Origin of the sequence: Enterobacter sp. SENG-6 (genome assembly GCF_001605945.1) — a bacterium.
GTDB classification, from domain to species: Bacteria; Pseudomonadota; Gammaproteobacteria; order Enterobacterales; family Enterobacteriaceae; genus Enterobacter; species Enterobacter cloacae.
On sequence record NZ_LOMM01000066.1, the window covers coordinates 1 to 22,795 of the forward strand.

The 22,795-nt window shown below is 54.8% G+C and carries 18 protein-coding genes; 15 read left to right on the plus strand and 3 right to left on the minus strand.

All coding sequences use genetic code 11. From position 1 onward, the window contains the following. Positions 1 to 206: 206 nt before the first annotated feature. Complete coding sequence (yegD, locus tag AX755_RS20480) at positions 207 to 1,559, minus strand: molecular chaperone (protein ID WP_062857338.1); 1,353 nt, start codon at positions 1,557 to 1,559, stop codon at positions 207 to 209. 130 nt (positions 1,560 to 1,689) lie between these two features. On the opposite strand from yegD, the gene alkA reads away from it, so the two are divergent. Beyond that, the gene (gene alkA, locus AX755_RS20485; RefSeq protein ID WP_038979546.1) at positions 1,690 to 2,562 is read left to right on the plus strand and encodes a DNA-3-methyladenine glycosylase 2; all 873 of its coding nucleotides are present in this window, start codon (positions 1,690 to 1,692) and stop codon (positions 2,560 to 2,562) included. Here alkA and AX755_RS20490 read toward each other — a convergent pair. After that, positions 2,527 to 5,856 carry a diguanylate cyclase gene (locus AX755_RS20490; RefSeq protein ID WP_062857433.1) on the minus strand — a complete coding sequence of 1,110 codons (3,330 nt, stop codon included), beginning with the start codon at positions 5,854 to 5,856 and terminating at the stop codon, positions 2,527 to 2,529. The genes alkA and AX755_RS20490 overlap by 36 nt on opposite strands. Before the next feature lie 343 nt (positions 5,857 to 6,199). Between AX755_RS20490 and udk the strand changes: the two genes are divergently transcribed. The 3 genes from udk (at position 6,200) to asmA (ending at position 9,384) form a co-directional block, all read left to right on the plus strand. Next, the gene (udk, locus tag AX755_RS20495) at positions 6,200 to 6,841 is read left to right on the plus strand and encodes a uridine kinase (RefSeq protein ID WP_008500855.1); all 642 of its coding nucleotides are present in this window, start codon (positions 6,200 to 6,202) and stop codon (positions 6,839 to 6,841) included. Positions 6,842 to 6,929: 88 nt separating this feature from the next. Next, positions 6,930 to 7,511, plus strand: a complete 582-nt coding sequence (gene dcd, locus AX755_RS20500) for a dCTP deaminase (RefSeq protein WP_013097886.1) — start codon at positions 6,930 to 6,932, stop codon at positions 7,509 to 7,511. 22 nt (positions 7,512 to 7,533) lie between these two features. Beyond that, positions 7,534 to 9,384 carry an outer membrane assembly protein AsmA gene (gene asmA / locus AX755_RS20505; RefSeq protein WP_062857339.1) on the plus strand — a complete coding sequence of 617 codons (1,851 nt, stop codon included), beginning with the start codon at positions 7,534 to 7,536 and terminating at the stop codon, positions 9,382 to 9,384. Between the two features lie 88 nt (positions 9,385 to 9,472). On the opposite strand, the gene AX755_RS20510 is transcribed toward asmA, so the two are convergent. Beyond that, positions 9,473 to 11,056, minus strand: a complete 1,584-nt coding sequence (locus tag AX755_RS20510) for a TerC family protein (protein WP_062857340.1) — start codon at positions 11,054 to 11,056, stop codon at positions 9,473 to 9,475. Between the two features lie 691 nt (positions 11,057 to 11,747). Here AX755_RS20510 and AX755_RS20515 point away from each other — a divergent pair. The 11 genes from AX755_RS20515 (at position 11,748) to fcl (ending at position 22,794) form a co-directional block, all read left to right on the plus strand. Beyond that, positions 11,748 to 12,887: a polysaccharide export protein gene (locus AX755_RS20515; protein ID WP_014170829.1), complete on the plus strand. Its 1,140-nt coding sequence runs from the start codon at positions 11,748 to 11,750 to the stop codon at positions 12,885 to 12,887. 6 nt (positions 12,888 to 12,893) lie between these two features. Beyond that, positions 12,894 to 13,337 (plus strand): low molecular weight protein-tyrosine-phosphatase Wzb, encoded by a 444-nt coding sequence (wzb, locus tag AX755_RS20520; protein ID WP_013097882.1) that lies wholly within the window; start codon positions 12,894 to 12,896, stop codon positions 13,335 to 13,337. Positions 13,338 to 13,339: 2 nt separating this feature from the next. Continuing rightward, entirely contained in the window at positions 13,340 to 15,502 is a 2,163-nt protein-coding gene (wzc, locus tag AX755_RS20525; RefSeq protein ID WP_013097881.1) for a tyrosine-protein kinase Wzc, read from the plus strand. 108 nt (positions 15,503 to 15,610) lie between these two features. Next, the gene (gene wcaA / locus AX755_RS20530) at positions 15,611 to 16,453 is read left to right on the plus strand and encodes a colanic acid biosynthesis glycosyltransferase WcaA (protein WP_013097880.1); all 843 of its coding nucleotides are present in this window, start codon (positions 15,611 to 15,613) and stop codon (positions 16,451 to 16,453) included. Further along, on the plus strand, positions 16,453 to 16,944 hold the full coding sequence (gene wcaB / locus AX755_RS20535; RefSeq protein WP_013097879.1) for a colanic acid biosynthesis acetyltransferase WcaB: 492 nt from the start codon (positions 16,453 to 16,455) through the stop codon (positions 16,942 to 16,944). Before wcaA ends, wcaB begins: the two co-directional genes overlap by 1 nt. Next, positions 16,941 to 18,158, plus strand: coding sequence for a colanic acid biosynthesis glycosyltransferase WcaC (gene wcaC / locus AX755_RS20540; protein WP_062857341.1), 1,218 nt, complete (start codon positions 16,941 to 16,943; stop codon positions 18,156 to 18,158). Before wcaB ends, wcaC begins: the two co-directional genes overlap by 4 nt. After that, a complete protein-coding gene (gene wcaD / locus AX755_RS20545) occupies positions 18,133 to 19,353 on the plus strand; it encodes a colanic acid polymerase WcaD (RefSeq protein WP_023622452.1) in 1,221 nt (406 codons plus the stop codon). Before wcaC ends, wcaD begins: the two co-directional genes overlap by 26 nt. A gap of 16 nt (positions 19,354 to 19,369) precedes the next feature. Further along, positions 19,370 to 20,116: a colanic acid biosynthesis glycosyltransferase WcaE gene (gene wcaE / locus AX755_RS20550; protein WP_013097876.1), complete on the plus strand. Its 747-nt coding sequence runs from the start codon at positions 19,370 to 19,372 to the stop codon at positions 20,114 to 20,116. Positions 20,117 to 20,131: 15 nt separating this feature from the next. Beyond that, a complete protein-coding gene (wcaF, locus tag AX755_RS20555; RefSeq protein WP_013097875.1) occupies positions 20,132 to 20,680 on the plus strand; it encodes a colanic acid biosynthesis acetyltransferase WcaF in 549 nt (182 codons plus the stop codon). 24 nt (positions 20,681 to 20,704) lie between these two features. Next, entirely contained in the window at positions 20,705 to 21,826 is a 1,122-nt protein-coding gene (gmd, locus tag AX755_RS20560; protein ID WP_003863514.1) for a GDP-mannose 4,6-dehydratase, read from the plus strand. Between the two features lie 2 nt (positions 21,827 to 21,828). Next, a complete protein-coding gene (gene fcl, locus AX755_RS20565; protein ID WP_013097874.1) occupies positions 21,829 to 22,794 on the plus strand; it encodes a GDP-L-fucose synthase in 966 nt (321 codons plus the stop codon). The last annotated feature ends 1 nt before the right edge of the window (position 22,795 follow it).

Sequence of the window (22,795 nt, forward strand, 5' to 3'; positions counted from 1 at the left end):
CGGCCTTTGAATGGGTTCATGTGCAGCTCCATCAGCAAAAGGGGATGATAAGTTTATCACCACCGACTATTTGCAACAGTGCCATAGGGTCTGCATGGAGGAGAAAAAGACTAAATTCAGACCCAATGCAAGTGGAGCGTTGTCGCTCAATATAGATACCGATACTGAGGCCCCACGAGATGATCGAGGGGCCTCAGTTTGTGTATTTAACTAAACATCACCTGCGCCCAGCGCGCCAGCCCCGCCGTGACGGAGCCAAAGTCATCGCCGCCGGCAACTGGAATGCCCGGCAGCTGTTCTGCCAGCGCTTTCTTGATCAGCGGCGAACGGGCGCTACCGCCGGTCAGGTAAATCACGTCCGGCTTCTCTTTGCCGTTCTCCAGCGCCAGTTGCACCTGCTCCAGAATGCGCTGCAGCGGCTGGGCGAGCGCGGTTTCCAGTCCTTCCTGAGAAATGGCGGTTGCCAGATCTTCACTGATAAACGGCAAGGAAACCGCGTGCTCCGGGCGATCGGAGAGGGCGATTTTGCTCTCTTCGGCAGTACGCACCACGCGATAACTCAGACGCTGACGCCAGACTTTGTAGAGCAGGGCGACCTTGTCGGCCTCCCGGGCATCGCGCACCATATCGTTCAGGAAGCGGCCATTCGCGCTGCTGTAAAAATCGCTCTGCGCGGGGACGTCGTTGATGGCGATAGCGTTCCACCAGGGCAGGATCGGCAGAGCGATCCCTTTTTCCGTTTGCCCACCCATTCCCAGCAGTGGCATCAGGCTCTTAAAGGCGAGCGCGATATCCAGATCGTTACCGCCCACGCGGCAGCCGCTGTGCCCCAGCAGGCTGTTTTCGCGGTCACGACGGTTATGCCACTGCGGCCCCATCAGCAGCAGTGAGCAGTCGGTGGTGCCCCCGCCGATGTCGACGACCAGCACGCGCTTCTCTTCTGTCAGCGTGGCTTCAAAATCCAGCCCCGCCGCCACCGGCTCATACTGGAATACCACGTCGCGAAAGCCCGCGCGGTGCGCGGCACGCTCAAGGATCCCCTGCGCCTGCTGGTTAGCCTCGTCGCCACCCAGCCCCTGGAAGTTGATCGGACGGCCAATGACCGCCTGATCGATTGTCTCCGGTACCTGGGTTTGCGCCTGATTGCGAATGTGCAGCATCATGGCGCAGACCAGATCTTCAAACATCGCCACCTGCTGCGGCTTCAGCCCGCTGGCGCCGAGAAACGATTTTGGCGATTTAACGAAGTAGACCTCTTCCGGGTCGTCAATGTAGTGTCCGAGCGACGAGAGGCCGAACTGGACGCTCGACGGTGTGACGTCGATATCTTCTTCGCGGTTAAAACTGACGGCCCGGCGCAGCAACGCTTGTGATTCCGCCGCCGTGGCCGGAACCTGATGGTGGCGGAACAGCCATTCGCTGACCGCTTCGCGGGTTGGTGCGCAGAGCATTGACGGCAGCAGCGTACTCTCGTTTTCCATTTTCAGGAGCAGTGGTTGTCCGTTTTGCATAATCGCAACCGAACAGTTCGCCGTACCGTAGTCGAATCCAATAAACACGATTAATCCCCATGCCAGTGAGAAGGGGCGAGACTTTAGCGGAATGCCCGACCGGCGACAACAGGAATATGAAAGCAAGGCGAAACAAGGCCTTTCGGTTTATGCTGAGGTGAACAAAAAAGGAGTGACGATGTATACCCTGACCTGGCAACCCCCTTATGACTGGCAATGGATGTTTGGCTTTCTTGGTGCGCGTGCGGTGGAGGGGATCGAGACGGTTACCGAACGCTACTACGAGCGCAGTTTCACCTGCCAGCGACACCAGGGGATCTTTCGCGTCACCCCGGATCTGAACGCCCACACGCTCAACGTCACGCTCAGCCCGGGGTTAATCCCGGTTGCGCAGACCTGTCTTGAACGCATCGCAGGTCTGTTCGATCTTGCCTGCGATCCGCAGCAAATTCAGCAGGCGCTGGGCGACCTTGGCGCTGCGCGACCAGGGTTGCGCTTACCGGGGGCGATGGATGCCTACGAGCAGGGCGTGAGAGCGATCCTGGGGCAACTGGTCAGCGTGGCGATGGCGGCGAAGCTGGCCTCACGGGTGGTAGCCCTGTGCGGCGAACCGGTAAAAGATGCGCCGGGCTATTTGTGCTTTCCCACACCTGAGGTGCTGGCTGCGGTGGATCCGCTGGCGCTGAAGGCCCTCGGCATGCCGGTCAAACGGGCGGAGTCGTTGATTCATCTGGCCCGCTCCGTGGTCGACGGCACGTTTCCCCTGTTCCCGCCTGCGGATATTGAGGCCGGGATGAAAGCCTTACAGCAGCGTCCGGGGATAGGGCGCTGGACGGCAAATTACCTTGCCCTGCGCGGCTGGCAGGCGAAAGATGTGTTCCTGCCGGATGACTACCTGATTAAGCAACGCTTTGCCGGCATGACGCCTGCGCAAATTCGCCGCTACGCCCAGCGCTGGCAGCCGTGGCGCTCTTACGCCCTGTTGCACATCTGGTATACCGACGGCTGGACGCCATCAGTTGATGGCGAAATAGCTGGTGTTCAGCAGTAGATCCAGCGGCTGCGGCTCACCGATGGTGTCACCGAAAATAAAATCAACGCCGATGCCGGAGAGCGTATCCATCATGATGGGTTGGTTACACGGACCGGCGATGGTTCGCATCCCCAGACGCTGAGCATGGCCCTGAATAATGGTAACCATCATCTCATCCATCAGGTTGCCGTGCACATTGGTCACCACTTCGGCGTCCAGCATCAGATAATCAGCCACGTTGGCACCAAGGTGGCTAAAGAGCTCCATGTTGCGTCCCGCCTGGCTGAGCACCACGCGGCAGCCAGCGTGGCGGAGCTTTTGCAGCCCCGTCTGGACGTTCGGATCCGGGTTTGCCACAACGTCGATCGCGATGACCAGATGCAGCAGACGGCCCGGTAAAGGTCCTTTATCCAGCAGGTCGAGCAATTCGTCGATCAGCGTGGCGCTGGCTAAACCCGCGGCGGACAGGGGAAGGGCGACCCCGAGGCCTTTTTTGGCAACCGGAGCGGCATACGCGCGGAAGAATTCGCTAAATATACGGCGGTCCAGCGCATGTAAAAGCTCAGGCTCCGCCAGGCCGGAACGGAAGGCGTGCTCTTCCAGCACTTCTCCCTGGCTGGTCCACAGGCGCAGCGAAATCAGCCAGAAGTTGCAGCTTTCCGGGATGCGCGGGGAGGCCACGCTGCGGGCGATCATCATCAGATGGTTGTCTTTGATCATATGCCACTGTTCATCAAGCGACATCATGCTGCGCGCGCTGTGGGCCCGCTCCTGCTGGGGCTCGTACACCGTCACCACGCCGCGACCGTTGTTTTTCGAGGCGTAGCAGGCAATGTCGGCCTGGGACATGACTTCCGAGGCCTGATGATTATTTTCATCAATCAGCGTGATCCCCGCGCTGGCGCCGATCCGGTGCAGGCGGCCCTCCCACATAAAGTGATAGTCGTTGATGGTATGGACCAGCCGACCCGCAATATAGCGGGCACTTTCAATATTGCAGTCCGGCAGCAGCAGCCCGAATTCATCCCCGCCCAGACGCGCCAGCACGTCGCTGGAGCGCAGCATGGTCAGCATCAAGGACGCAAGCTCCCGCAACAGGGCGTCGCCTGCCGCGTGGCCTGCGGTATCGTTGACGGCTTTGAAGCGATCGAGATCGATAAACACCAGCGCATGTCGCTGGCGCGTCTCCTGCACGGTTTGCAGCAGCCGTTTGAGGTGATTTTCGAAACTGACCCGGTTTGCCAGATGGGTGAGGGCATCGTGAGAAGCACTATAACTGAGCTGACGCAGCATTTTGCGCGATTCGGTGACGTCCTGAATAACCAGCACCGAGCCGATATTCTGCCCGTCCAGCGTGCTGAGCGGGGTGATGCTGTAATGGATATCAAAAACGCCGCCGGTACGGCAGTTCAGCACCACATCCTGCTCGATATCTGAACGGGACATATCGCCGCTGTGAATATTCTCCATCAGCGGCCCTTTTTCGCCGAAGGTGATATGCAGAACCTTCAGCACCGGCTGGCCGATGGCCTCGGTTTGCAGCCAGCCGCTCATTTTCTCGGCGACCGGGTTCATAAAGGTGACATTCATGTCGACATCGGTACACAGCACTGCTTCGCCGATGGAGTCGAGGGTAATGTGCAAACGCTCTTTTTCCTGGAACAGGGCCTCATTGAGCTGCTTCACTTCGGTCATGTCCATATTGATACCGAGCAAGCGTTCGACTTCCCCCTGTTTGTTCAGGACCCGGTTCGCCAGGGAGCGAATATGGCGTACCCCCTCTTTCACGCGAATACGGAATTCAAGCTTAAACGGCAGCCGTGAAATGAGTGATTCCCGAAGCACTTTTTCCGCATGGGCGCGATCTTCAGGCAGCATCGTATCGTGCCAGAGCTGCCATGTAGGTTTGATGTGCGGCGGGATTTCATACAGCTCAAACATCCGCTTATCCCAGCTGATGATGTCCGGCTCAAGATCCCACTCCCAGATGCCAATGCCGCCCGCTTCATTGGCAAGGGTAATGCGCTCCATCAGCCGTTTATTGACCCATTCGGTCTGCTTCAGATCGTTAATATCTTCAATCTGGGCAATGAAATAGAGCGGTGAACCGTCGGCATGACGTACAACCGAGACCGCAAGCAGCGCCCAGACCACTTCGCCGCTGCGGGTGTAGTAGCGTTTCTCAAGGGTGTAGGTGTTGATATCCCCGTTGACCAGTTGTTCAAGCTGTTCGAGGTCGGTGTGCAGATCTTCCGGCCAGGTTAGCTGCTGGAAGGTGAGCGACTGCAGCTCCGTCTGGCTATAGCCAAGAAAGTTACACAGCGCTTTATTGGCCTGCAGCCACTGGCCGTCAATGCTGACCAGCGCCATGCCAATAGCTGAATACTCCATCGCATTACGAAAACGCTCTTCACTTTCAGTGATGTGTTTTCGCTCTGCGCGAAAGGCATACATCACCATGGTCATGACGTTAGCTGGCAGAAGCAGCATCAGGAACGGCAGCCAGGGGGCATTCTGCATCGCGCCGGTGTGCTGCGTGGTCAATGCCTCCGGGTTACGGGCAATCATCAGTGAAACCACCATCACGGTGACCAGAAACACCATAAAGGCTTCCATGCGCGGCAGGCGTACTGCGCTCCACATCAGCAGAACAATGACGCAGGTAAAAGGCCATGGCAGCCAGACGATGGCCGCCCAGCTAAGGACCAGCGTCACGGCCATGGTTACCAGCGTTTCCAGCAGCAGTTTCGGGTCTCGATGACGCAGGAGATAGTGCGGCTTAAACAGCAAACCCAATGGCACCAGGGCCAGTGCGCCAACCGCTTCAGACAAGACCCACACGAGGAAATTACGCAGCGGCTCCGGGCTGGGTATCAGTAAATGCACCAGCACACCGCCCACCAGCGGGGGGATCAGCGCGCTGCCGATGGCCAGGCGGATCCAGTCATTCAGATTCTGCAGCGGGTTGTACCAGGGGAGCAGTTTGCGCAGTAATAATGCACCAACTACCGCTTCCACCACGTTAATGGCGGTATAGGTCGGATTAATCGACGACCAGGAGAAGAGCATCCACGAGGCCAGAATATTGCCAAACGAACAGGCCAGGGCAATACCGGGCCACATTTTTCCGGCGTGGCGATAAAACGCCACCATCATAATGGCGGTGGGAAACCAGAGCGGAGCCAGCAGCGCGCCGAAGCGGGTCAACTCCAGCGAAAAAAGGGTAAAGATAAAGGTGACCAGGCCCAGACAGACAAGTCGCATAAGAGGATGTGGGGTGGTAACCAAAACCCGCTGGTGTTGTTTATTCATTACCGCTTTATCCAGAGACGCCATGCCGTCGGGAGTAAGGTCCGGACGAGTGAATGTGCTAATTTGGTTTATGCTAGTACAAACAATTTACAATTCATATGGCGACTGCTCATAATTTGACATCATAGATTTATTAAATAGTTAGTGTGTAAAAAAATCCTGTTAAACGCTGAAAAAACGCGCGTAAAAATTTCACTCAGGGAACATGGCGTCACTTTTCAGCCTGTCTCGCATAACCTGCGCTTTCGACTGGTATCACGCCCGTGAAATCCCTATAATTGCCGCGTTTGACGCTCCGGCGTCGTCCTTCCTTAACATCCAGGTTAATCAGGTCGCTAAATTTATGACTGATAAGTCTCATCAGTGCGTCATTATAGGCATTGCCGGCGCATCGGCTTCAGGTAAAAGTCTTATTGCCAGTACGCTTTACCGCGAACTGCGTGAACAAGTTGGTGATGAGCACATCGGCGTCATTCCCGAAGACAGTTATTACAAAGACCAATCCCATCTGTCGATGGAAGAGCGCGTAAAAACGAACTATGACCATCCTAATGCCATGGATCACAGCTTGCTGTTCCAGCATTTAGAAGCGCTCAAGAGCGGCCAGGCGATTGAACTGCCTGTTTATAGTTACGTGGAACATACCCGTACGCAGGAAACGATTCGCATTGAGCCGAAGAAGGTGATTATCCTTGAAGGCATCCTGCTTCTGACCGACGCGCGTCTGCGCGAGTCAATGAACTTCTCCATCTTTGTTGATACCCCGCTGGACATCTGTCTGATGCGCCGCATCAAGCGTGACGTGAACGAACGTGGCCGTTCAATGGACTCCGTCATGGCGCAGTACCAGAAAACCGTTCGCCCAATGTTCCTGCAATTTATTGAACCATCCAAACAATACGCCGATATTATCGTGCCGCGCGGAGGCAAAAACCGCATTGCCATTGATATCTTAAAAGCGAAAATCAGCCAGTTTTTTGAATAAGCCGCGCGAATTGTGTACCGTTCAGAGATAACCTGCTTTGCCCTGAGTCGTTATCCTCAGGGCACGATGCACGAAAGGAGAGAGTGCCATGCGTCTTTGTGATCGCGATATAGAAGCCTGGCTGGATGAAGGCCGCCTGTCTATTACCCCACGTCCACCCGTGGAGCGTATCAATGGTGTCACCGTTGATGTGCGACTGGGGAATAAATTCCGCACCTTCAGCGGCCATACCGCACCGTTCATCGACCTTAGCGGGCCGAAGGATGAAGTCAGCGCCGCGCTTGATCGCGTGATGAGTGACGAAATCGTTATCGACGAAGGCGAGGCCTTTTATCTGCATCCGGGCGAGCTGGCGCTGGCGGTGACCTTTGAATCGGTGACGCTGCCCGCGGATCTGGTGGGCTGGCTCGATGGCCGTTCCTCTCTGGCGCGTCTGGGGTTGATGGTACACGTGACCGCGCACCGTATCGATCCAGGCTGGTCGGGCCGAATCGTGCTGGAGTTTTTCAACGCCGGTAAACTGCCGCTGGCGCTGCGCCCGGGCATGATGATTGGTGCGCTGAGCTTTGAACCGCTGACGGGTCCGGCCGATCGTCCTTACAACCGCCGTCAGGACGCAAAATACCGCGACCAGCAGGGTGCGGTTGCCAGCCGTATTGATAAAGACTGATCGTTAGTCCATTGAGGATGCCATGAGAAGAGTTCTGACAACGCTGATGATTTTGCTGGTGGTGCTGGTTGCTGGCCTTTCAGCGTTGGTTCTGCTGGTTAACCCGAATGATTTTCGCGCCTATATGGTGCGGCAGGTCGAAGCCCGCAGTGGTTATCAACTGAAGCTGGATGGGCCGCTGCGCTGGCACGTCTGGCCCCAGCTCAGCATTCTCTCTGGCCGCATGTCGTTAACCGCGCCGGGGGCTGCGCAGCCCCTGGTGTCTGCCGAGAACATGCGCCTTGATGTGGCGTTAGTTCCGCTCTTTTCGCACCAGTTGCAGGTCAACCAGGTGATGTTAAAAGGCGCGGTGATTCAGCTTACCCAGCAAACTGAAGCCGTGCGTAACGCGGATGCGCCGGTTGCGCCGCGGGAAAATACCTTACCTGATGAACCGTCAGATACGGGCTGGTCATTCGATATCGGCAAACTGAAGGTGGCCGATAGCGTGCTGGTTTTCCAGCATGAAGACGATGAGCAGGTCACCGTACGGAATATCAACCTCAAAATGGAGCAGGATGAGCACCATCTTGCTTCGCTGGAGTTTAGCGGACGGGTCAACCGCGATCAGCGCGATCTCACCCTGTCTCTGAATGCCAGCGTCAATGCGTCGGATTATCCGCACCAGCTTACCGCCGACATTCAGCAGCTAAACTGGCAACTGACAGGAGCCGATCTCCCTGCCCAGGGGATTGCCGGTCAGGGAACGATGCAGGCCGTCTGGCGTGAAGAGTTAAAACAGCTGGAGATGAATAATCTCAACCTGCAGGCGAACGACAGCAGCCTGAAAGGGCAGGCGAGCGTCATTCTGGAGGCGAAGCCGAAATGGGTGCTCAATCTGCAGTTTGACAAGCTCAACCTGGAAAACCTGCTTCCTCCGCCTCCGGCGAGCGCTACGGACAACGATCCCGCGCAGCTCGGGCAAAACCAGGGGAAACAGACGCGTCCGGTTATCTCGTCTAATCTCGATCAGCCGGACTATAACGGTCTGCGGGGCTTCACGGCGGACATTCTGCTGAAGGCCAACAGCCTGCGCTGGCGCGGTATCGATTTCACCGACGTGAGCAGCCAGATGTTCAACCAGAACGGTTTGCTGGTGATCTCCGAACTGAGCGGCAAAATGGGCGCCGGGCACCTTTCCCTGCCGGGCACGCTGGATGTGCGTAAAGAGGCCTCGACTGCGGAATTTCAGCCGCGTCTCGACAACGTTGAGATTGGCACCATCCTGAAAGCCTTTGACTACCCCATCTCCATGACGGGTCAACTGACGCTGGCGGGGGATTTCTCGGGCACGAAGATCGATGCTGATGCTTTCCGCCGCGACTGGCAGGGGCAGGCTCACCTTGAACTGAAAGATGCCCGCATGGAAGGGCTCAACTTCCAGCAGCTGGTACAGCAGGCGGTGGAGCGTAGCAGCGAAGTTAAAGCGCAGGAAAATTACGACAGCGCCACGCGTCTCGACAGCTTTAGCAGTGACCTGACGCTCGACAATGGGCAGCTCTCTCTGAACAGCATGCAGGGGACCTCCTCACTGTTGTCATTAACCGGCGAGGGCAAGCTCGATCTGGTAAAAGAGACGGCGGATACCCACTTCAACGTTCAGGTGCTGTCCGGCTGGCAGGGTGAAGGTAAGCTGATCGACTTCCTGAAAGAGACGCCGGTACCGCTGAGCGTATATGGCCAATGGCAGTCGCTGAACTACAGCCTGCAGGTGGATCAGATCCTGCGCAAGCATCTGCAGGATGAAGCCAAACGTCGGTTGAACGACTGGGCGGATCGCAATAAAGATACCCAAAACGGGAAGGACGTGAAGAAGCTGCTCGATAAGCTGTGATGCCTGTTGTGCCGGGTGGCGCTTCGCTTACCCGGCCTACAAAAGCCGGGCACAGTAGGCCGGGTAAGCGAAGCGCCACCCGGCTTTTTTACACCTCAAAATCCATCTCGTCTTCGTCGCGCAGCGGTATCAGCTGCACCTTCTGCACGCGATGGTTTTCAATCTGCAGCGTCTTGAGCATATAGTCGCCTACCTGAACTTCTTCACCCGGCTGGGGAATGCGCTGCAGATACTCCATCAGCATACCTGCAATGGTGTGATACTCGCGCTTTTCATCCAGCGGCAGGGGAACATACTGGACCAGGTCTTCAAGCGGCATATGGCCGTTGGCCGTCCATGAACCGTCCGCGTTTTTCTGAATGTCGTGGCGCGCATCGATTTCATCCACTTCGTTTGGCAAATTACCGGCGATGGTTTCCATCACGTCGCTGAGCGTAACCAGCCCCTCAACCGAACCAAACTCATCCACCACAAAGGCAAAGTGCGTACGCGCGTTACGGAATTGCTCAAGGGCAGAGAGCAACTGCAGCCCCTCCGGGAACACCAGCGGCTGGCGCACCAGGGCGCGCAGATTGAGCGCCTCACCGTGCAACTGCTGTTGCAGCAGGTCAATGACGTGCACCACGCCCAGCAGCTCCTCTTCCTCGTCACCCCCCGTCACGACCACCCGGGTATGCTGGTTTCTGTCCAGCAGGGCGCGGATCTGCTCTTCCGGGGCGGTGAGGTCGATATGTTCGATGTCATGGCGCGACGTCATGATGCTGCTGACCGTGCGCTGGTTAAGATTGAGTACCCGCTCAATCATCAGCCGCTCCTGCGGGTTGAAGATCTGCCCGTCACTGTGATCGGCCAGCATCGCGGAAGATTCAGCATCCAGTTCCGCATCTTCTTTCTTCCCGCTGAGCAGGCGCATCACCGTGTCGGCGGTGCGTTGACGTAATGTCTGATTTGCCGAGAGGAAACGGCGGCGGTTGAAAATCGCCAGCTGGTTAAGCGCCTCAATCATGACGGAGAAACCAATGGCGGCGTAGAGATAGCCTTTCGGAATGTGGAACCCAAAGCCGTCTGCCACCAGGCTAAAGCCAATCATTAACAGGAAACTCAGGCAGAGAATCACAATAGTCGGGTGGCTGTTCACAAACCGGGTCAGCGCTTTACTCGCCATCACCATCAGCGTAATGGCAATGATCACCGCAGCCATCATCACCGCCAGATGGTCGACCATCCCGACGGCGGTAATGACGGAGTCCAGGGAGAAGACCGCATCGAGCACCACAATTTGCGCCACCACCGGCCAGAATTTAGCCCCACGCCGCTGGGTGGGGTTTTCGCTGTCTTTGCCTTCGAGACGCTCGTTCAGTTCTACCGTGGCTTTAAACAGCAGGAACAACCCGCCGAAGAGCATGATCAAATCACGCGCGCTAAAGCTCAGGCCGTGAACGGAGAAAAGGGGCTTTGTCAGGGTCACCAGCCAGGAGATTGAGGCCAGCAGCAGCAGTCGCATCACCATCGCCAGCAGCAGGCCCGTTACGCGCGCACGGTCGCGCTGCGCCGGGGGGAGTTTTTCGGCGAGGATGGCGATAAAGACCAGGTTATCAATACCGAGCACTAATTCGATGACGACCAGCGTAACCAGCCCGGCCCAGATTGATGGATCGGCAATCCATTCCATAGTAATCGCAATACCTTCTGTTATATGAGCAATGTCACACTTCGATCATGGATAAAGCCAGGGGAAATTGCAATGCCGGGCTGAGATTTCTCTTAATACGATCCGGCAAAAAGGAAGAACAATGCGGAATCTGTAAATAAGCTAAATACGTAGATTTAATTACGGTGAACGCATTTTAGGATATATCGCAATAAATGGTTTTTATTTTAATTTTGTCAATATAAAGAAAATCCTAAAACGTCAAAACTTTGCTCTTAATATTAATCTTAAAAACCGTTATTAGGACAGTTGTCTCCTTGCCTGCTATTAGGTTAGCTGCAACAATTCTCCCAGCATCGAATGTTAAATCTCCTTGTTGCTATTATTGTTCCGGCCTTCAGTGATGGTTATTCATTATCTGCCGTGTATCGCAAGCGGCTGATATATTTCCAGAAGGCCTTATCAAAGAGGGTGTCTATCCATAACGCATTGTTTAGTCAGTGGATTGGTAACTGAAAGCCAAGGGCGGTAGCGTGCCTGAAAGCGTGTGAATCAGCCTCGATTATTCTGTCAATAGCCAATGGATGAATAAGCTTTTTTTAGGACTGATGCCAGTTATATTTCTATTTGAACAACTGCATGCTGAAAGCCAAATCGACCCGGCTTATTTAATTGCACAGGATAATTACTCTGCCAAAGTGATAAATAATCAATGATGAAATCCAAAATGAAATTGATGCCATTATTGGTGTCTGTGACCTTGATGAGTGGTTGTACAGTCTTTCCCGGCAGCAATATGTCAACAATGGGTAAGGATGTGATCAAACAACAAGATGCTGATTTTGATCTCGACAAAATGGTGAATGTTTATCCACTGACACCACGTCTGGTCGAACAATTACGTCCACGTCCAAATGTTGCGCAGCCGAATATGTCTCTGGACCAGGAAATTGCCTCCTACCAGTACCGCGTAGGTCCGGGTGACGTGATTAACGTTACCGTGTGGGACCATCCGGAATTGACCACGCCAGCGGGCCAATACCGCAGCTCAAGCGACACCGGTAACTGGGTGCAGTCTGATGGCACCATGTTCTATCCCTATATCGGCAAAGTACACGTTGCCGGGAAAACCCTTGCCGAAATCCGTAGTGATATTACCGGCCGCTTAGCGCAGTACATCGCCGATCCGCAGGTGGACGTTAATATCGCCGCATTCCGTTCGCAAAAAGCCTATATCTCCGGACAGGTGAACAAATCTGGCCAGCAGGCCATCACCAACGTGCCGCTGACCGTGCTGGACGCCATTAACGCCGCGGGCGGCTTAACCGACGGTGCCGACTGGCGCAACGTCGTTCTGACCCACAACGGTAAAGAACAACGCATTTCTCTGCAGGCGCTGATGCAAAACGGCGACCTGACGCAGAACCGTCTGCTCTATCCGGGCGACATTCTGTATGTACCGCGTAATGACGATCTGAAAGTCTTCGTGATGGGTGAAGTGAAGAAACAGAGCACCCTCAAAATGGACTTCAGCGGCATGACCCTGACCGAAGCACTGGGCAATGCAGAGGGTATCGATCTCACCACCTCTAATGCCACCGGTATCTTCGTGATTCGTCCGCTGAAAGGCGAGGGCAGTGCGAAAGGCAAGATTGCCAATATTTACCAGCTGGATATGTCCGATGCGACTTCTCTGGTAATGGCAACTGAGTTCCGCCTCCAGCCTTATGACGTGGTGTATGTCACCACCGCACCGGTTGCCCGCTGGAACCGTCTGATCAACCAGTTGCTGCCAACCATCAGTGGCGTTCGCTACATGACGGATACGGCGCGCGACATTCATACCTGGTAATCCGCGATGTTTAATAAAATTCTGGTGGTATGCGTGGGGAACATTTGCCGTTCCCCAACGGCTGAGCGGTTGCTGAAACACTACCAGCCCGAGCTCACCGTCGAATCTGCAGGGCTGGGCGCGCTGGTCGGTAAAGGTGCCGATGAAAGCGCCGCGAGCGTGGCCCGCGATCACAACCTTTCTCTTGACGGGCACTGCGCCCGCCAGGTCACCGGCCGCATGTGCCGGGAATATGACCTGATCCTGACGATGGAAAAACGCCATATTCACTCGCTATGCGAAATCGCACCGGAGATGCGCGGCAAAGTGATGCTGTTTGGTCACTGGGAAAACGAACGCGAAATCCCCGATCCCTATCGCAAAAGCCGTGAGGCCTTTGAGGCGGTGTATACCTTACTTGACCAGTCTGCCCGTCAGTGGGCGCAGGCACTGAAAGCTCAGCAGGGATAACAATGACAGAAAAAACAAAACCTTCTGCCGCCCCGATTTCGGGCAGTGATGAAATCGATATTGGTCGCCTGGTCGGCACCGTCATAGAGGCGAAGTGGTGGGTACTTGGGATCACCGCCGTGTTTGCCGCCGCGGCGATCGTCTATACGCTGTTTGCGACACCCATCTATAGCGCCGATGCGCTGGTGCAGATTGAGCAGAACACCGGCAACTCGCTGGTGCAGGATATTGGCTCTGCCCTGGCGAACAAACCGCCTGCCTCCGAGGCCGAAATTCAGCTGATCCAGTCGCGTCTGGTGCTGGGCAAAACGGTTCACGATCTGGGGCTTGATATCTCCGTCACCAAAAATACCTTCCCGATATTTGGTGCCGGCTGGGATCGCCTGACCGGGCACAGCAACGACACGGTAAAAGTTACCGACTTTGTGCTGCCGAAAGGGAGCGCGGATCAAACCTTTACCCTGACCGTGCTAGGGCCGAAGCAGTATCAGCTGACCAGCGACGCAGGCTTCAGCGCGCGCGGTGAAGTGGGGCAGATGCTGACAAAAGATGGCGTCAGCATGAAGGTGAGCGCTATTCAGGCGCAGGAAGGCAGCGAGTTTACCGTCACCAAATTCTCCACCCTGGGGATGATCAACAATCTGCAAAACAACCTGACGGTCACCGAAAATGGCAAGGACACGGGTGTCCTGAGCATGACCTTTACCGGTGAAGATAAAGATCAAATCCGCGAAATTCTCAACAGCATTACCCGCAACTACCTTGAGCAGAACGTCGAACGCAAGTCGGCTGAAGCGGCGAAAAGCCTGGCCTTCCTCGCCAGACAGCTCCCGGAAGTACGCGCACGTCTGGATGATGCAGAGAACAAACTGAACGCGTTTCGTCAGGATAAAGACTCCGTCGATCTGCCGCTGGAAGCGAAATCGGTGCTCGATTCGATGGTCAACATTGATGCGCAGCTTAATGAGTTGACCTTCAAAGAGGCGGAAATTTCTAAGCTCTACACCAAACGTCACCCGGCCTATCGCACGCTGCTGGAAAAACGTCGCACCCTCGAAGAGGAGAAAGCGAAGCTTAATGACCGCGTCACCGCGATGCCAAAAACGCAGCAGGAAATTGTGCGTCTGACCCGCGACGTGGAATCCGGCCAGCAGGTCTATATGCAGCTGCTGAACAAACAGCAGGAGCTGAAGATTACCGAAGCCAGCACCGTCGGCGACGTGCGTATTGTTGACCCGGCCATTACCCAGCCTGGCGTACTGAAGCCGAAGAAAGCGCTGATTATTCTCGGCAGCATTATCCTCGGCCTGATGCTCTCCATTGTTGGTGTGCTGCTGCGTTCGCTGTTCAACCGCGGTATCGAAAGCCCGCAGGTGCTGGAAGAGAATGGTATCAACGTTTACGCCAGTATCCCGCTCTCCGAATGGCAGAAATCGCATGACCGGGTCAAAAGCGTCAAAGGCGTCAAGCGTTACAAGCAGAGCCAGCTGCTGGCAGTGGGTAACCCGACGGACCTGGCAATTGAAGCGGTGCGCAGCCTGCGTACCAGTCTCCACTTCGCCATGATGCAGGCCAAAAACAACGTACTGATGTTAACCGGTGTCAGCCCGTCGATAGGTAAGACCTTTGTCTGTGCCAACCTGGCGGCGGTGGTCAGCCAGACCAATAAACGGGTGCTGCTGATCGACTGCGATATGCGTAAGGGCTATACCCACGAGCTGCTGGGGACCAATAACGTCAACGGTCTGTCGGAAATCCTGCTTGGCAAGGGTGAGATTAGCCAGAGCGCAAAACCGACCAGCATCCCGAAATTTGACCTCATCCCACGTGGTCAGGTGCCGCCAAACCCATCCGAACTGTTGATGAGCGACCGCTTTGCCGAGCTGGTGGAGTGGGCGAGCAAAAACTATGACCTGGTGCTGATCGATACACCACCAATTCTGGCCGTGACCGATGCGGCCGTGGTCGGTCGCCTGGCGGGAACCACGCTGATGGTGGCGCGCTATGCGGTGAACACCCTGAAGGAAGTGGAAACCAGCCTGAGCCGCTTCGAGCAGAACGGCATTGAGGTGAAAGGGGTGATCCTGAACTCCATCTTCCGCCGTGCGACCGGGTACCAGGATTACGGGTATTACGAGTACGAATATAAGTCTGACAGCAAATAACAATCCCCCTCACCCTAACCCTCTCCCGAGGGGAGAGGGAACTGCCCGGTGCAGCTATTCTCCCTCTCCCTTTGGGAGAGAGGCGGGGTGAGGGATCAGGGGAAGACTATGACCACACAACGCCCTTTAGTTTCTATTTATATGCCGACATGGAATCGTCAGCAGCTGGCGATCCGTGCAATCAAATCGGTGCTGCGCCAGGATTACGATAACTGGGAGCTGATCATTGTTGATGACTGTTCCTCTTCGTATGAGCAGCTGCAAAAGTTTGTCACTGACCTCAATGACCCGCGTGTCAGCTATACCCATAACGCGATCAACTCCGGGGCGTGTGCGGTGCGTAATCAGGCAATTATGCAGGCCAAAGGGCAGTATCTGACCGGCATCGACGACGATGACGAGTGGACACCAAACCGTCTGTCCATTTTCCTGTCGCACAAGGAACAACTGGTCACTCACGCTTTCCTGTATGCCAACGACTATGTCTGTCAGGGCGAGGTTTACTCGCAGCCAGCCAGCCTGCCGCTGTATCCGAAATCACCATACTCTCGCCGCCTCTTCTACAAGCGCAACATCATCGGCAATCAGGTGTTCACCTGGGCGTGGCGCTTTAAAGAGTGCCTGTTCGATACCGAACTGAAGGCCGCGCAGGATTACGACATCTTCCTGCGAATGGTGGTGGAGTATGGCGAGCCGTGGAAGGTGGAAGAGGCCACGCAGATCCTGCACATCAACCACGGGGAGATGCAAATCACCTCCTCACCAAAAAAATTCTCGGGTTACTTCCATTTCTACCGCAAGCACAAGGATAAGTTTGACCGTGCCAGCCGGAAGTACCAGCTCTTTACCCTCTATCAGATCCGCAATAAGCGGATGACCTGGCGTACCTTGTTGACGCTGTTTTCTGTACGCAACGGCAAGCGACTGGCTGATGGACTGCGGGGGAAATAATGTTTCTGGAAGATTGCCGCGCTAACAGCTGGAGCCTGCGCCCGTGCTGCATGGTTCTGGCGTACCGCATCGCGCATTTCTGCTCGGTGTGGCGTAAGAAAAATGTTCTGAACAACCTCTGGGCGGCACCGGTTCTGGTGCTGTACCGAATTATCACCGAATGCATTTTTGGCTATGAAATTCAGGCTGCGGCCACCATCGGCCGCCGCTTTACCATTCACCACGGCTATGCGGTGGTCATCAATAAGTTCGTGGTCGCCGGGGATGATTTCACTATTCGTCATGCGGTCACCATCGGCAACCGGGGGCCGGAGAGCCTGGCCTGCCCGGTCATCGGCAACAACGTCGAGCTGGGGGCGAACGTGGTGATCATTGGCGACATTACCATTGGTAACAACGTCACGATTGGTGCAGGCAGCGTGGTGCTGGACAGCATTCCTGATAACGCGCTGGTAGTGGGCGAAAAAGCCCGCGTGAAGGTGATCAAATGAACATTCTGCAATTTAACGTCCGTCTCGCCGAGGGCGGGGCGGCTGGCGTGGCGCTGGATCTGCACCAGCGTGCGCTGCAAAAAGGGCTTCAGTCTCGTTTTATCTACGGCTATGGCAAAGGCGGTAAGAAAAGCGTCAGCCACGATAGCTATCCGCAGGTGCACAAGCAGACGCCACGTCTGACGTCTGTCGCCAACATTGCGCTGTTTCGTCTGTTTAACCGCGATCTGTTTGGCAACCTGAACAACCTCTATCGTACGGTCACGCGAACCTCCGGCCCGGTTGTGCTCCATTTTCACGTGCTGCACAGCTACTGGCTGAACCTGCAAGAGGTGGTGACGTTTTGCCAGAAGGTACAGGCTCACAAGCCGGATACCCGCTTCATCTGGACGCTGCACGACCACTGGAGCGTGACCGGGCGCTGCGCGTTCACCGACGGCTGCGAAGGCTGGAAAAACGCCTGCCAGAAGTGTCCGACATTAACCAATTACCCGCCGGTGAAAGTGGATCGCGCTCACCAGCTGGTGGACGGAAAACGTCAGCTGTTCCGCGACATGCTGTCGCTCGGCTGCACGTTTATCTCCCCAAGCCAGCATGTGGCCGATGCTTTTAACAGTCTGTATGGGGCAGGGCGGTGTCAGATCATCAACAACGGGATCGACGTGGCGACGGAAGCGATTCTGGCCGAGTTGACCCCGGTTGCGGAAACCGCAGGCAAACCGAAAATCGCAATCGTCGCGCATGACCTGCGTTACGACGGCAAAACCAACCAGCAGCTGGTGCGCGACATGATGGCGCTGGGTGACAAAATTGAACTGCATACCTTCGGCAAATTCTCGCCGTTCGACGGCGCTAACGTGGTGAATCACGGGTTTGAAACGGATAAGCGCAAGCTGATGAGCGCCCTCAACGGGATGGATGCGCTGGTGTTCAGCTCGCGCGTGGATAATTACCCGCTGATTCTCTGCGAAGCGCTCTCGGTTGGCGTGCCGGTGATCGCCACCCACAGCGATGCGGCGCGTGAAGTGCTGGAAAAATCGGGCGGGAAAACGTTCGCGGAACAGGAGGTGCTGCCGCTGGTGCAACTGCCGAAGCCGCAGATTGCGCAGGCCGTTTTTGGCACTGACCTGGAATCGTTCCGCAACCGCAGCCGCAAGGCCTACAGTGGACAACAGATGCTGGAGGAATATGTCTCGTTCTATCAGAGTCTGTAGTTATCTGCTGCTGCCGCTGATCTATCTGCTGGTCAACGTCAAAATTGCCCAGCTTGGCGAAAGCTTCCCGATAACCATTGTGACCTTCTTGCCTGCTCTGCTTCTGTTGTACGTCGATAAAATCAACCTCAAGAAGCTGATGATTGCCTTAGGGATGGGCTTTGGCCTGACGCTGTTTAACTACATCTTTGGCCAGTCGCTGGATCCCAGCAAGTACGTCACCTCTACCATGCTGTTTGTTTATATTGTCATTATTATTGGCATGGTCTGGAGTATTCGTTTTAAAACTATTTCTCCGCACAATTATCGGAAAATCCTCAGGCTCTTTTATATTGCCGTTGCGTTAATTGTTATGCTTGCTGCACTGGAAATGGCGCAAATTATTCTCACCGGTGGTAGCAGCCTGATGGAGATGATTTCGAAATATCTCATTTACAGTAACAGCTATGTACTGAACTTCATTAAGTTTGGCGGTAAGCGTACGACAGCCCTCTATTTTGAACCGGCGTTTTTCGCTCTGGCGTTAATCTCAATTTGGCTCAGCATCAAACAGTTTGGTATCAAAACCCCTAAGACCGATGCTATGATTCTTGCAGGAATCGTTCTGTCTGGTTCGTTCTCAGGGGTCATGACATTTATCCTGTTTTACCTCCTGGAGTGGGCATTCCAGTACCTGAACAAAGATGCGATTAAGAAAAAGCTGCCGCTGGCGATCATCTCCCTGACGGTATTTTTAGTAGGCGTGATATTTGCATTCCCGTATATCTCTGAGCGTCTGGGAGATTTGGGAACGGAAGGCTCATCGTCCTATTATCGCATTATCGGGCCGCTGGTGATGGTGGGTTATTCCTTAACCCATATCGACGGTGTAGTAAGATTCGGCTCACTTTACGAATATGTTGCATCATTCGGAATCTTTAACGGTGCGGATGTCGGTAAAACCATAGACAATGGCCTGTATCTGTTAATTATTTATTTTTCGTGGTTCGCCGTACTGTTGACGCTCTGGTATCTGTTTAAAGTTTTCAAAATGATGATTAACGCGTTTGGAGATAACCAGAACTTTCGCGTGCAGCTTTATCTGTTTACGCCAGTGTCGCTGTTTTTTACGGGGTCAATATTTAGCCCGGAATATGCTTTCTTGATTGTCTGTCCGTTTATTCTGCGCAAAGCGCTTAATATTACGAACGTATGACGAAATGAGGTGATTTATGTTTCTTAGCGTCATTACTGTTGCCTTTCGTAATTACGAAGGGGTGGTAAAAACCTGGCGCTCGCTGCGCAACCTGGCGCGCGATCCGAGTCTCAGCTTTGAGTGGATCGTGGTCGATGGCGGCTCGAACGATGGCACGGCGGAGTTTCTGGAAAAACTCAACGGTGAGTTCAACTTACGCTTCGTTAGCGAGAAAGATAAAGGCATCTACGATGCGATGAACAAAGGCATTAACATGGCGCAAGGCCGTTATGCCATCTTCCTAAACTCGGGCGATGTGTTCCATGACGATGTGGCCCAGTTTGCCCGTCAGCTGGCGCGCCAGAAAGACGACGCGATGTATATTGGTGATGCGCTGCTCGATTTTGGCGATGGGCATAAAATTTGCCGCAGCGCGAAACCCGGCTGGTATATCTATCACAGTTTACCGGCAAGCCATCAGGCCATTTTCTTCCCGGTAAAAGGTCTGAAAAAACAGCCTTACGATCTGCAGTATAAAGTGTCATCAGATTATGCCCTGGCCGCCAGTCTGTATAAATCAGGCTACCCGTTCCGTCGAATTAAAGGGCTGGTGTCTGAATTTTCAATGGGCGGTGTATCCACCTCGAATAATCTGGAATTGTGCCAGGATGCAAAAAACGTACAGCGTAAGATATTACGCGTGCCCGCATTCTGGGCGGAATTGTCTTATTTATTCCGCCTGCGCACCACGGGTAAAACGAAAACCTTATATAACAAAGCCTGAATATAAGGAAATGTAATGCAGGATCTTAACGGGTTCACCGTGCCGAAAGGTTTTCGGGGCGGGAACGGAATTAAAGTGCAGTTATGGTGGGCCGTTCAGGCCACCTTATTTGCCTGGTCACCGCAAATACTGTATCGCTGGCGTGCCTTTTTATTGCGTCTGTTTGGCGCAAAAATCGGAAAAAACGTAGTTATTCGTCCATCGGTAAAAATTACTTACCCCTGGAAATTAACGCTTGGCGATTACGCCTGGGTAGGGGATGACGCCGTGTTATATACCCTTGGCGATATCACGATTGGTGCAAACGCGGTGGTGTCACAGAAGTGTTATTTGTGTACCGGCAGCCACGATTTTATGAGTCAGCATTTTGATATTACCGCTTCGCCAATTGTGATTGGCGAAAAATGCTGGCTGGCAACAGATGTATTTGTTGCACCTGGTGTTTCTGTTGGCGATGGCACGGTAGTCGGTGCCCGCAGCAGCGTTTTTAAATCGCTACCGGCAAATAAAATTTGCCGTGGCAACCCCGCAGTGGTGATACGCGAACGCGTTGAAACTGATTAAATTCATAAGTAGAGGAATATAAACATGTCTAAAGTCGCTCTCATCACCGGCGTTACCGGGCAGGATGGTTCTTACCTGGCAGAGTTACTGCTGGAAAAAGGTTATGAAGTTCACGGTATTAAGCGTCGTGCTTCTTCTTTCAACACGGAACGTGTGGATCATATTTACCAGGATCCGCATGCGGCGAACCCGAAATTCCATCTGCACTACGGCGACCTGACCGATACCTCCAACCTGACCCGCATCCTGCAGGAAGTACAGCCGGATGAAGTTTACAACCTGGGCGCGATGAGCCACGTAGCGGTTTCTTTCGAATCCCCGGAATACACCGCTGACGTTGATGCCATGGGTACGCTGCGTCTGCTGGAAGCGATTCGTTTCCTCGGCCTTGAGAAGAAAACCCGTTTCTACCAGGCATCCACCTCTGAACTGTACGGTCTGGTGCAGGAAATCCCGCAGAAAGAGACCACCCCGTTCTACCCACGTTCTCCTTACGCGGTAGCCAAACTGTATGCCTACTGGATCACCGTAAACTACCGTGAATCTTACGGCATGTACGCCTGTAACGGCATTCTGTTTAACCACGAATCCCCACGTCGTGGCGAAACCTTCGTGACCCGTAAAATTACCCGCGCTATCGCCAACATCGCCCAGGGTCTGGAATCCTGCCTGCACCTCGGCAACATGGACTCCCTGCGTGACTGGGGCCATGCCAAAGACTACGTGAAGATGCAGTGGATGATGCTGCAGCAGGAGCAGCCAGAAGACTTCGTGATTGCGACCGGCGTGCAGTACTCCGTCCGTCAATTCGTGGAAATGGCTGCCGCACAGCTGGGTATCAAACTGCGCTTCGAAGGCACTGGCGTGGAAGAGAAGGGGATCGTTGTCTCTGTGACCGGCCATGACGCACCGGGCGTGAAACCAGGTGATGTGATTGTGCAGGTTGACCCGCGTTACTTCCGTCCTGCGGAAGTGGAAACCCTGCTGGGCGACCCAACCAAAGCGCACGAGAAACTGGGCTGGAAACCAGAAACCACTCTGCAGGAGATGGTCTCTGAGATGGTAGCCAAAGATCTTGAAGCAGCGAAAAAACACTCCCTGCTCAAATCTCATGGCTACGAGGTTGCCATCGCGCTGGAGTCCTGAGAATGACAAAACAACGTATTTTTGTCGCCGGTCATCGCGGAATGGTGGGTTCCGCGATTGTTCGCCAGCTGGAGCAGCGCGGTGACGTGGAAGTGGTTGTCCGTACCCGCGACGAGCTGAATCTTCTCGATAGCCGTGCGGTACAGGACTTCTTTGCCAATGAACGTATCGATCAGGTGTATCTGGCGGCGGCAAAAGTGGGCGGCATTGTCGCTAACAACACTTACCCGGCAGATTTCATCTACGAGAACATGATGATTGAGAGCAACATCATTCACGCGGCACATCTGCACAACGTGAACAAGCTGTTGTTCCTCGGCTCATCCTGTATCTACCCGAAAATGGCGAAACAGCCGATCGCCGAGAGCGAACTGCTGCAGGGGACGCTGGAAGCAACCAACGAGCCGTACGCCATTGCCAAAATTGCCGGGATCAAGCTGTGCGAGTCCTACAACCGTCAGTACAACCGTGACTATCGCTCGGTGATGCCGACCAACCTGTACGGGCCGCACGATAACTTCCACCCGAGCAACTCGCACGTGATCCCGGCGCTGCTGCGTCGTTTCCACGAGGCGACCGCCGAGAACGCACCGGATGTGGTGGTGTGGGGCAGCGGCACGCCGATGCGCGAATTCCTGCACGTGGATGACATGGCCGCGGCCAGCATTCACGTGATGGAGCTGGATCGCGAGGTGTGGCAGGAGAACACCGAGCCGATGCTGTCGCATATCAACGTTGGCACTGGCGTGGATTGCACCATTCGCGAGCTGGCGCAGACCATCGCTCAGGTGGTGGGCTACAAGGGCCGCGTGGTGTTTGACGCCACCAAACCGGACGGCACGCCGCGCAAACTGCTGGACGTCACCCGTCTGCATCAGCTGGGCTGGTATCACGAGGTGTCGCTGGAACAAGGGCTGGCAAGTACCTACCAGTGGTTCCTGGAAAACCAGCACCGCTTCCGGGGGTAAC

Bases quoted from the DNA above. Each gene is read 5' to 3' on its own strand.
- alkA (WP_038979546.1), top strand. From the start codon at position 1,690: ATGTATACCCTGACCTGGCAACCCCCTTATGACTGGCAATGGATGTTT.
- dcd (WP_013097886.1), top strand. From the start codon at position 6,930: ATGCGTCTTTGTGATCGCGATATAGAAGCCTGGCTGGATGAAGGCCGC.
- udk (WP_008500855.1), top strand. From the start codon at position 6,200: ATGACTGATAAGTCTCATCAGTGCGTCATTATAGGCATTGCCGGCGCA.
- wcaF (WP_013097875.1), top strand. From the start codon at position 20,132: ATGCAGGATCTTAACGGGTTCACCGTGCCGAAAGGTTTTCGGGGCGGG.
- gmd (WP_003863514.1), top strand. From the start codon at position 20,705: ATGTCTAAAGTCGCTCTCATCACCGGCGTTACCGGGCAGGATGGTTCT.
- wcaC (WP_062857341.1), top strand. From the start codon at position 16,941: ATGAACATTCTGCAATTTAACGTCCGTCTCGCCGAGGGCGGGGCGGCT.
- wzc (WP_013097881.1), top strand. From the start codon at position 13,340: ATGACAGAAAAAACAAAACCTTCTGCCGCCCCGATTTCGGGCAGTGAT.
- AX755_RS20510 (WP_062857340.1), bottom strand. From the start codon at position 11,056: ATGGAATGGATTGCCGATCCATCAATCTGGGCCGGGCTGGTTACGCTG.
- AX755_RS20490 (WP_062857433.1), bottom strand. From the start codon at position 5,856: ATGAATAAACAACACCAGCGGGTTTTGGTTACCACCCCACATCCTCTT.
- wcaE (WP_013097876.1), top strand. From the start codon at position 19,370: ATGTTTCTTAGCGTCATTACTGTTGCCTTTCGTAATTACGAAGGGGTG.
- wcaD (WP_023622452.1), top strand. From the start codon at position 18,133: ATGTCTCGTTCTATCAGAGTCTGTAGTTATCTGCTGCTGCCGCTGATC.
- asmA (WP_062857339.1), top strand. From the start codon at position 7,534: ATGAGAAGAGTTCTGACAACGCTGATGATTTTGCTGGTGGTGCTGGTT.
- fcl (WP_013097874.1), top strand. From the start codon at position 21,829: ATGACAAAACAACGTATTTTTGTCGCCGGTCATCGCGGAATGGTGGGT.
- wcaB (WP_013097879.1), top strand. From the start codon at position 16,453: ATGTTTCTGGAAGATTGCCGCGCTAACAGCTGGAGCCTGCGCCCGTGC.
- wzb (WP_013097882.1), top strand. From the start codon at position 12,894: ATGTTTAATAAAATTCTGGTGGTATGCGTGGGGAACATTTGCCGTTCC.
- wcaA (WP_013097880.1), top strand. From the start codon at position 15,611: ATGACCACACAACGCCCTTTAGTTTCTATTTATATGCCGACATGGAAT.
- AX755_RS20515 (WP_014170829.1), top strand. From the start codon at position 11,748: ATGATGAAATCCAAAATGAAATTGATGCCATTATTGGTGTCTGTGACC.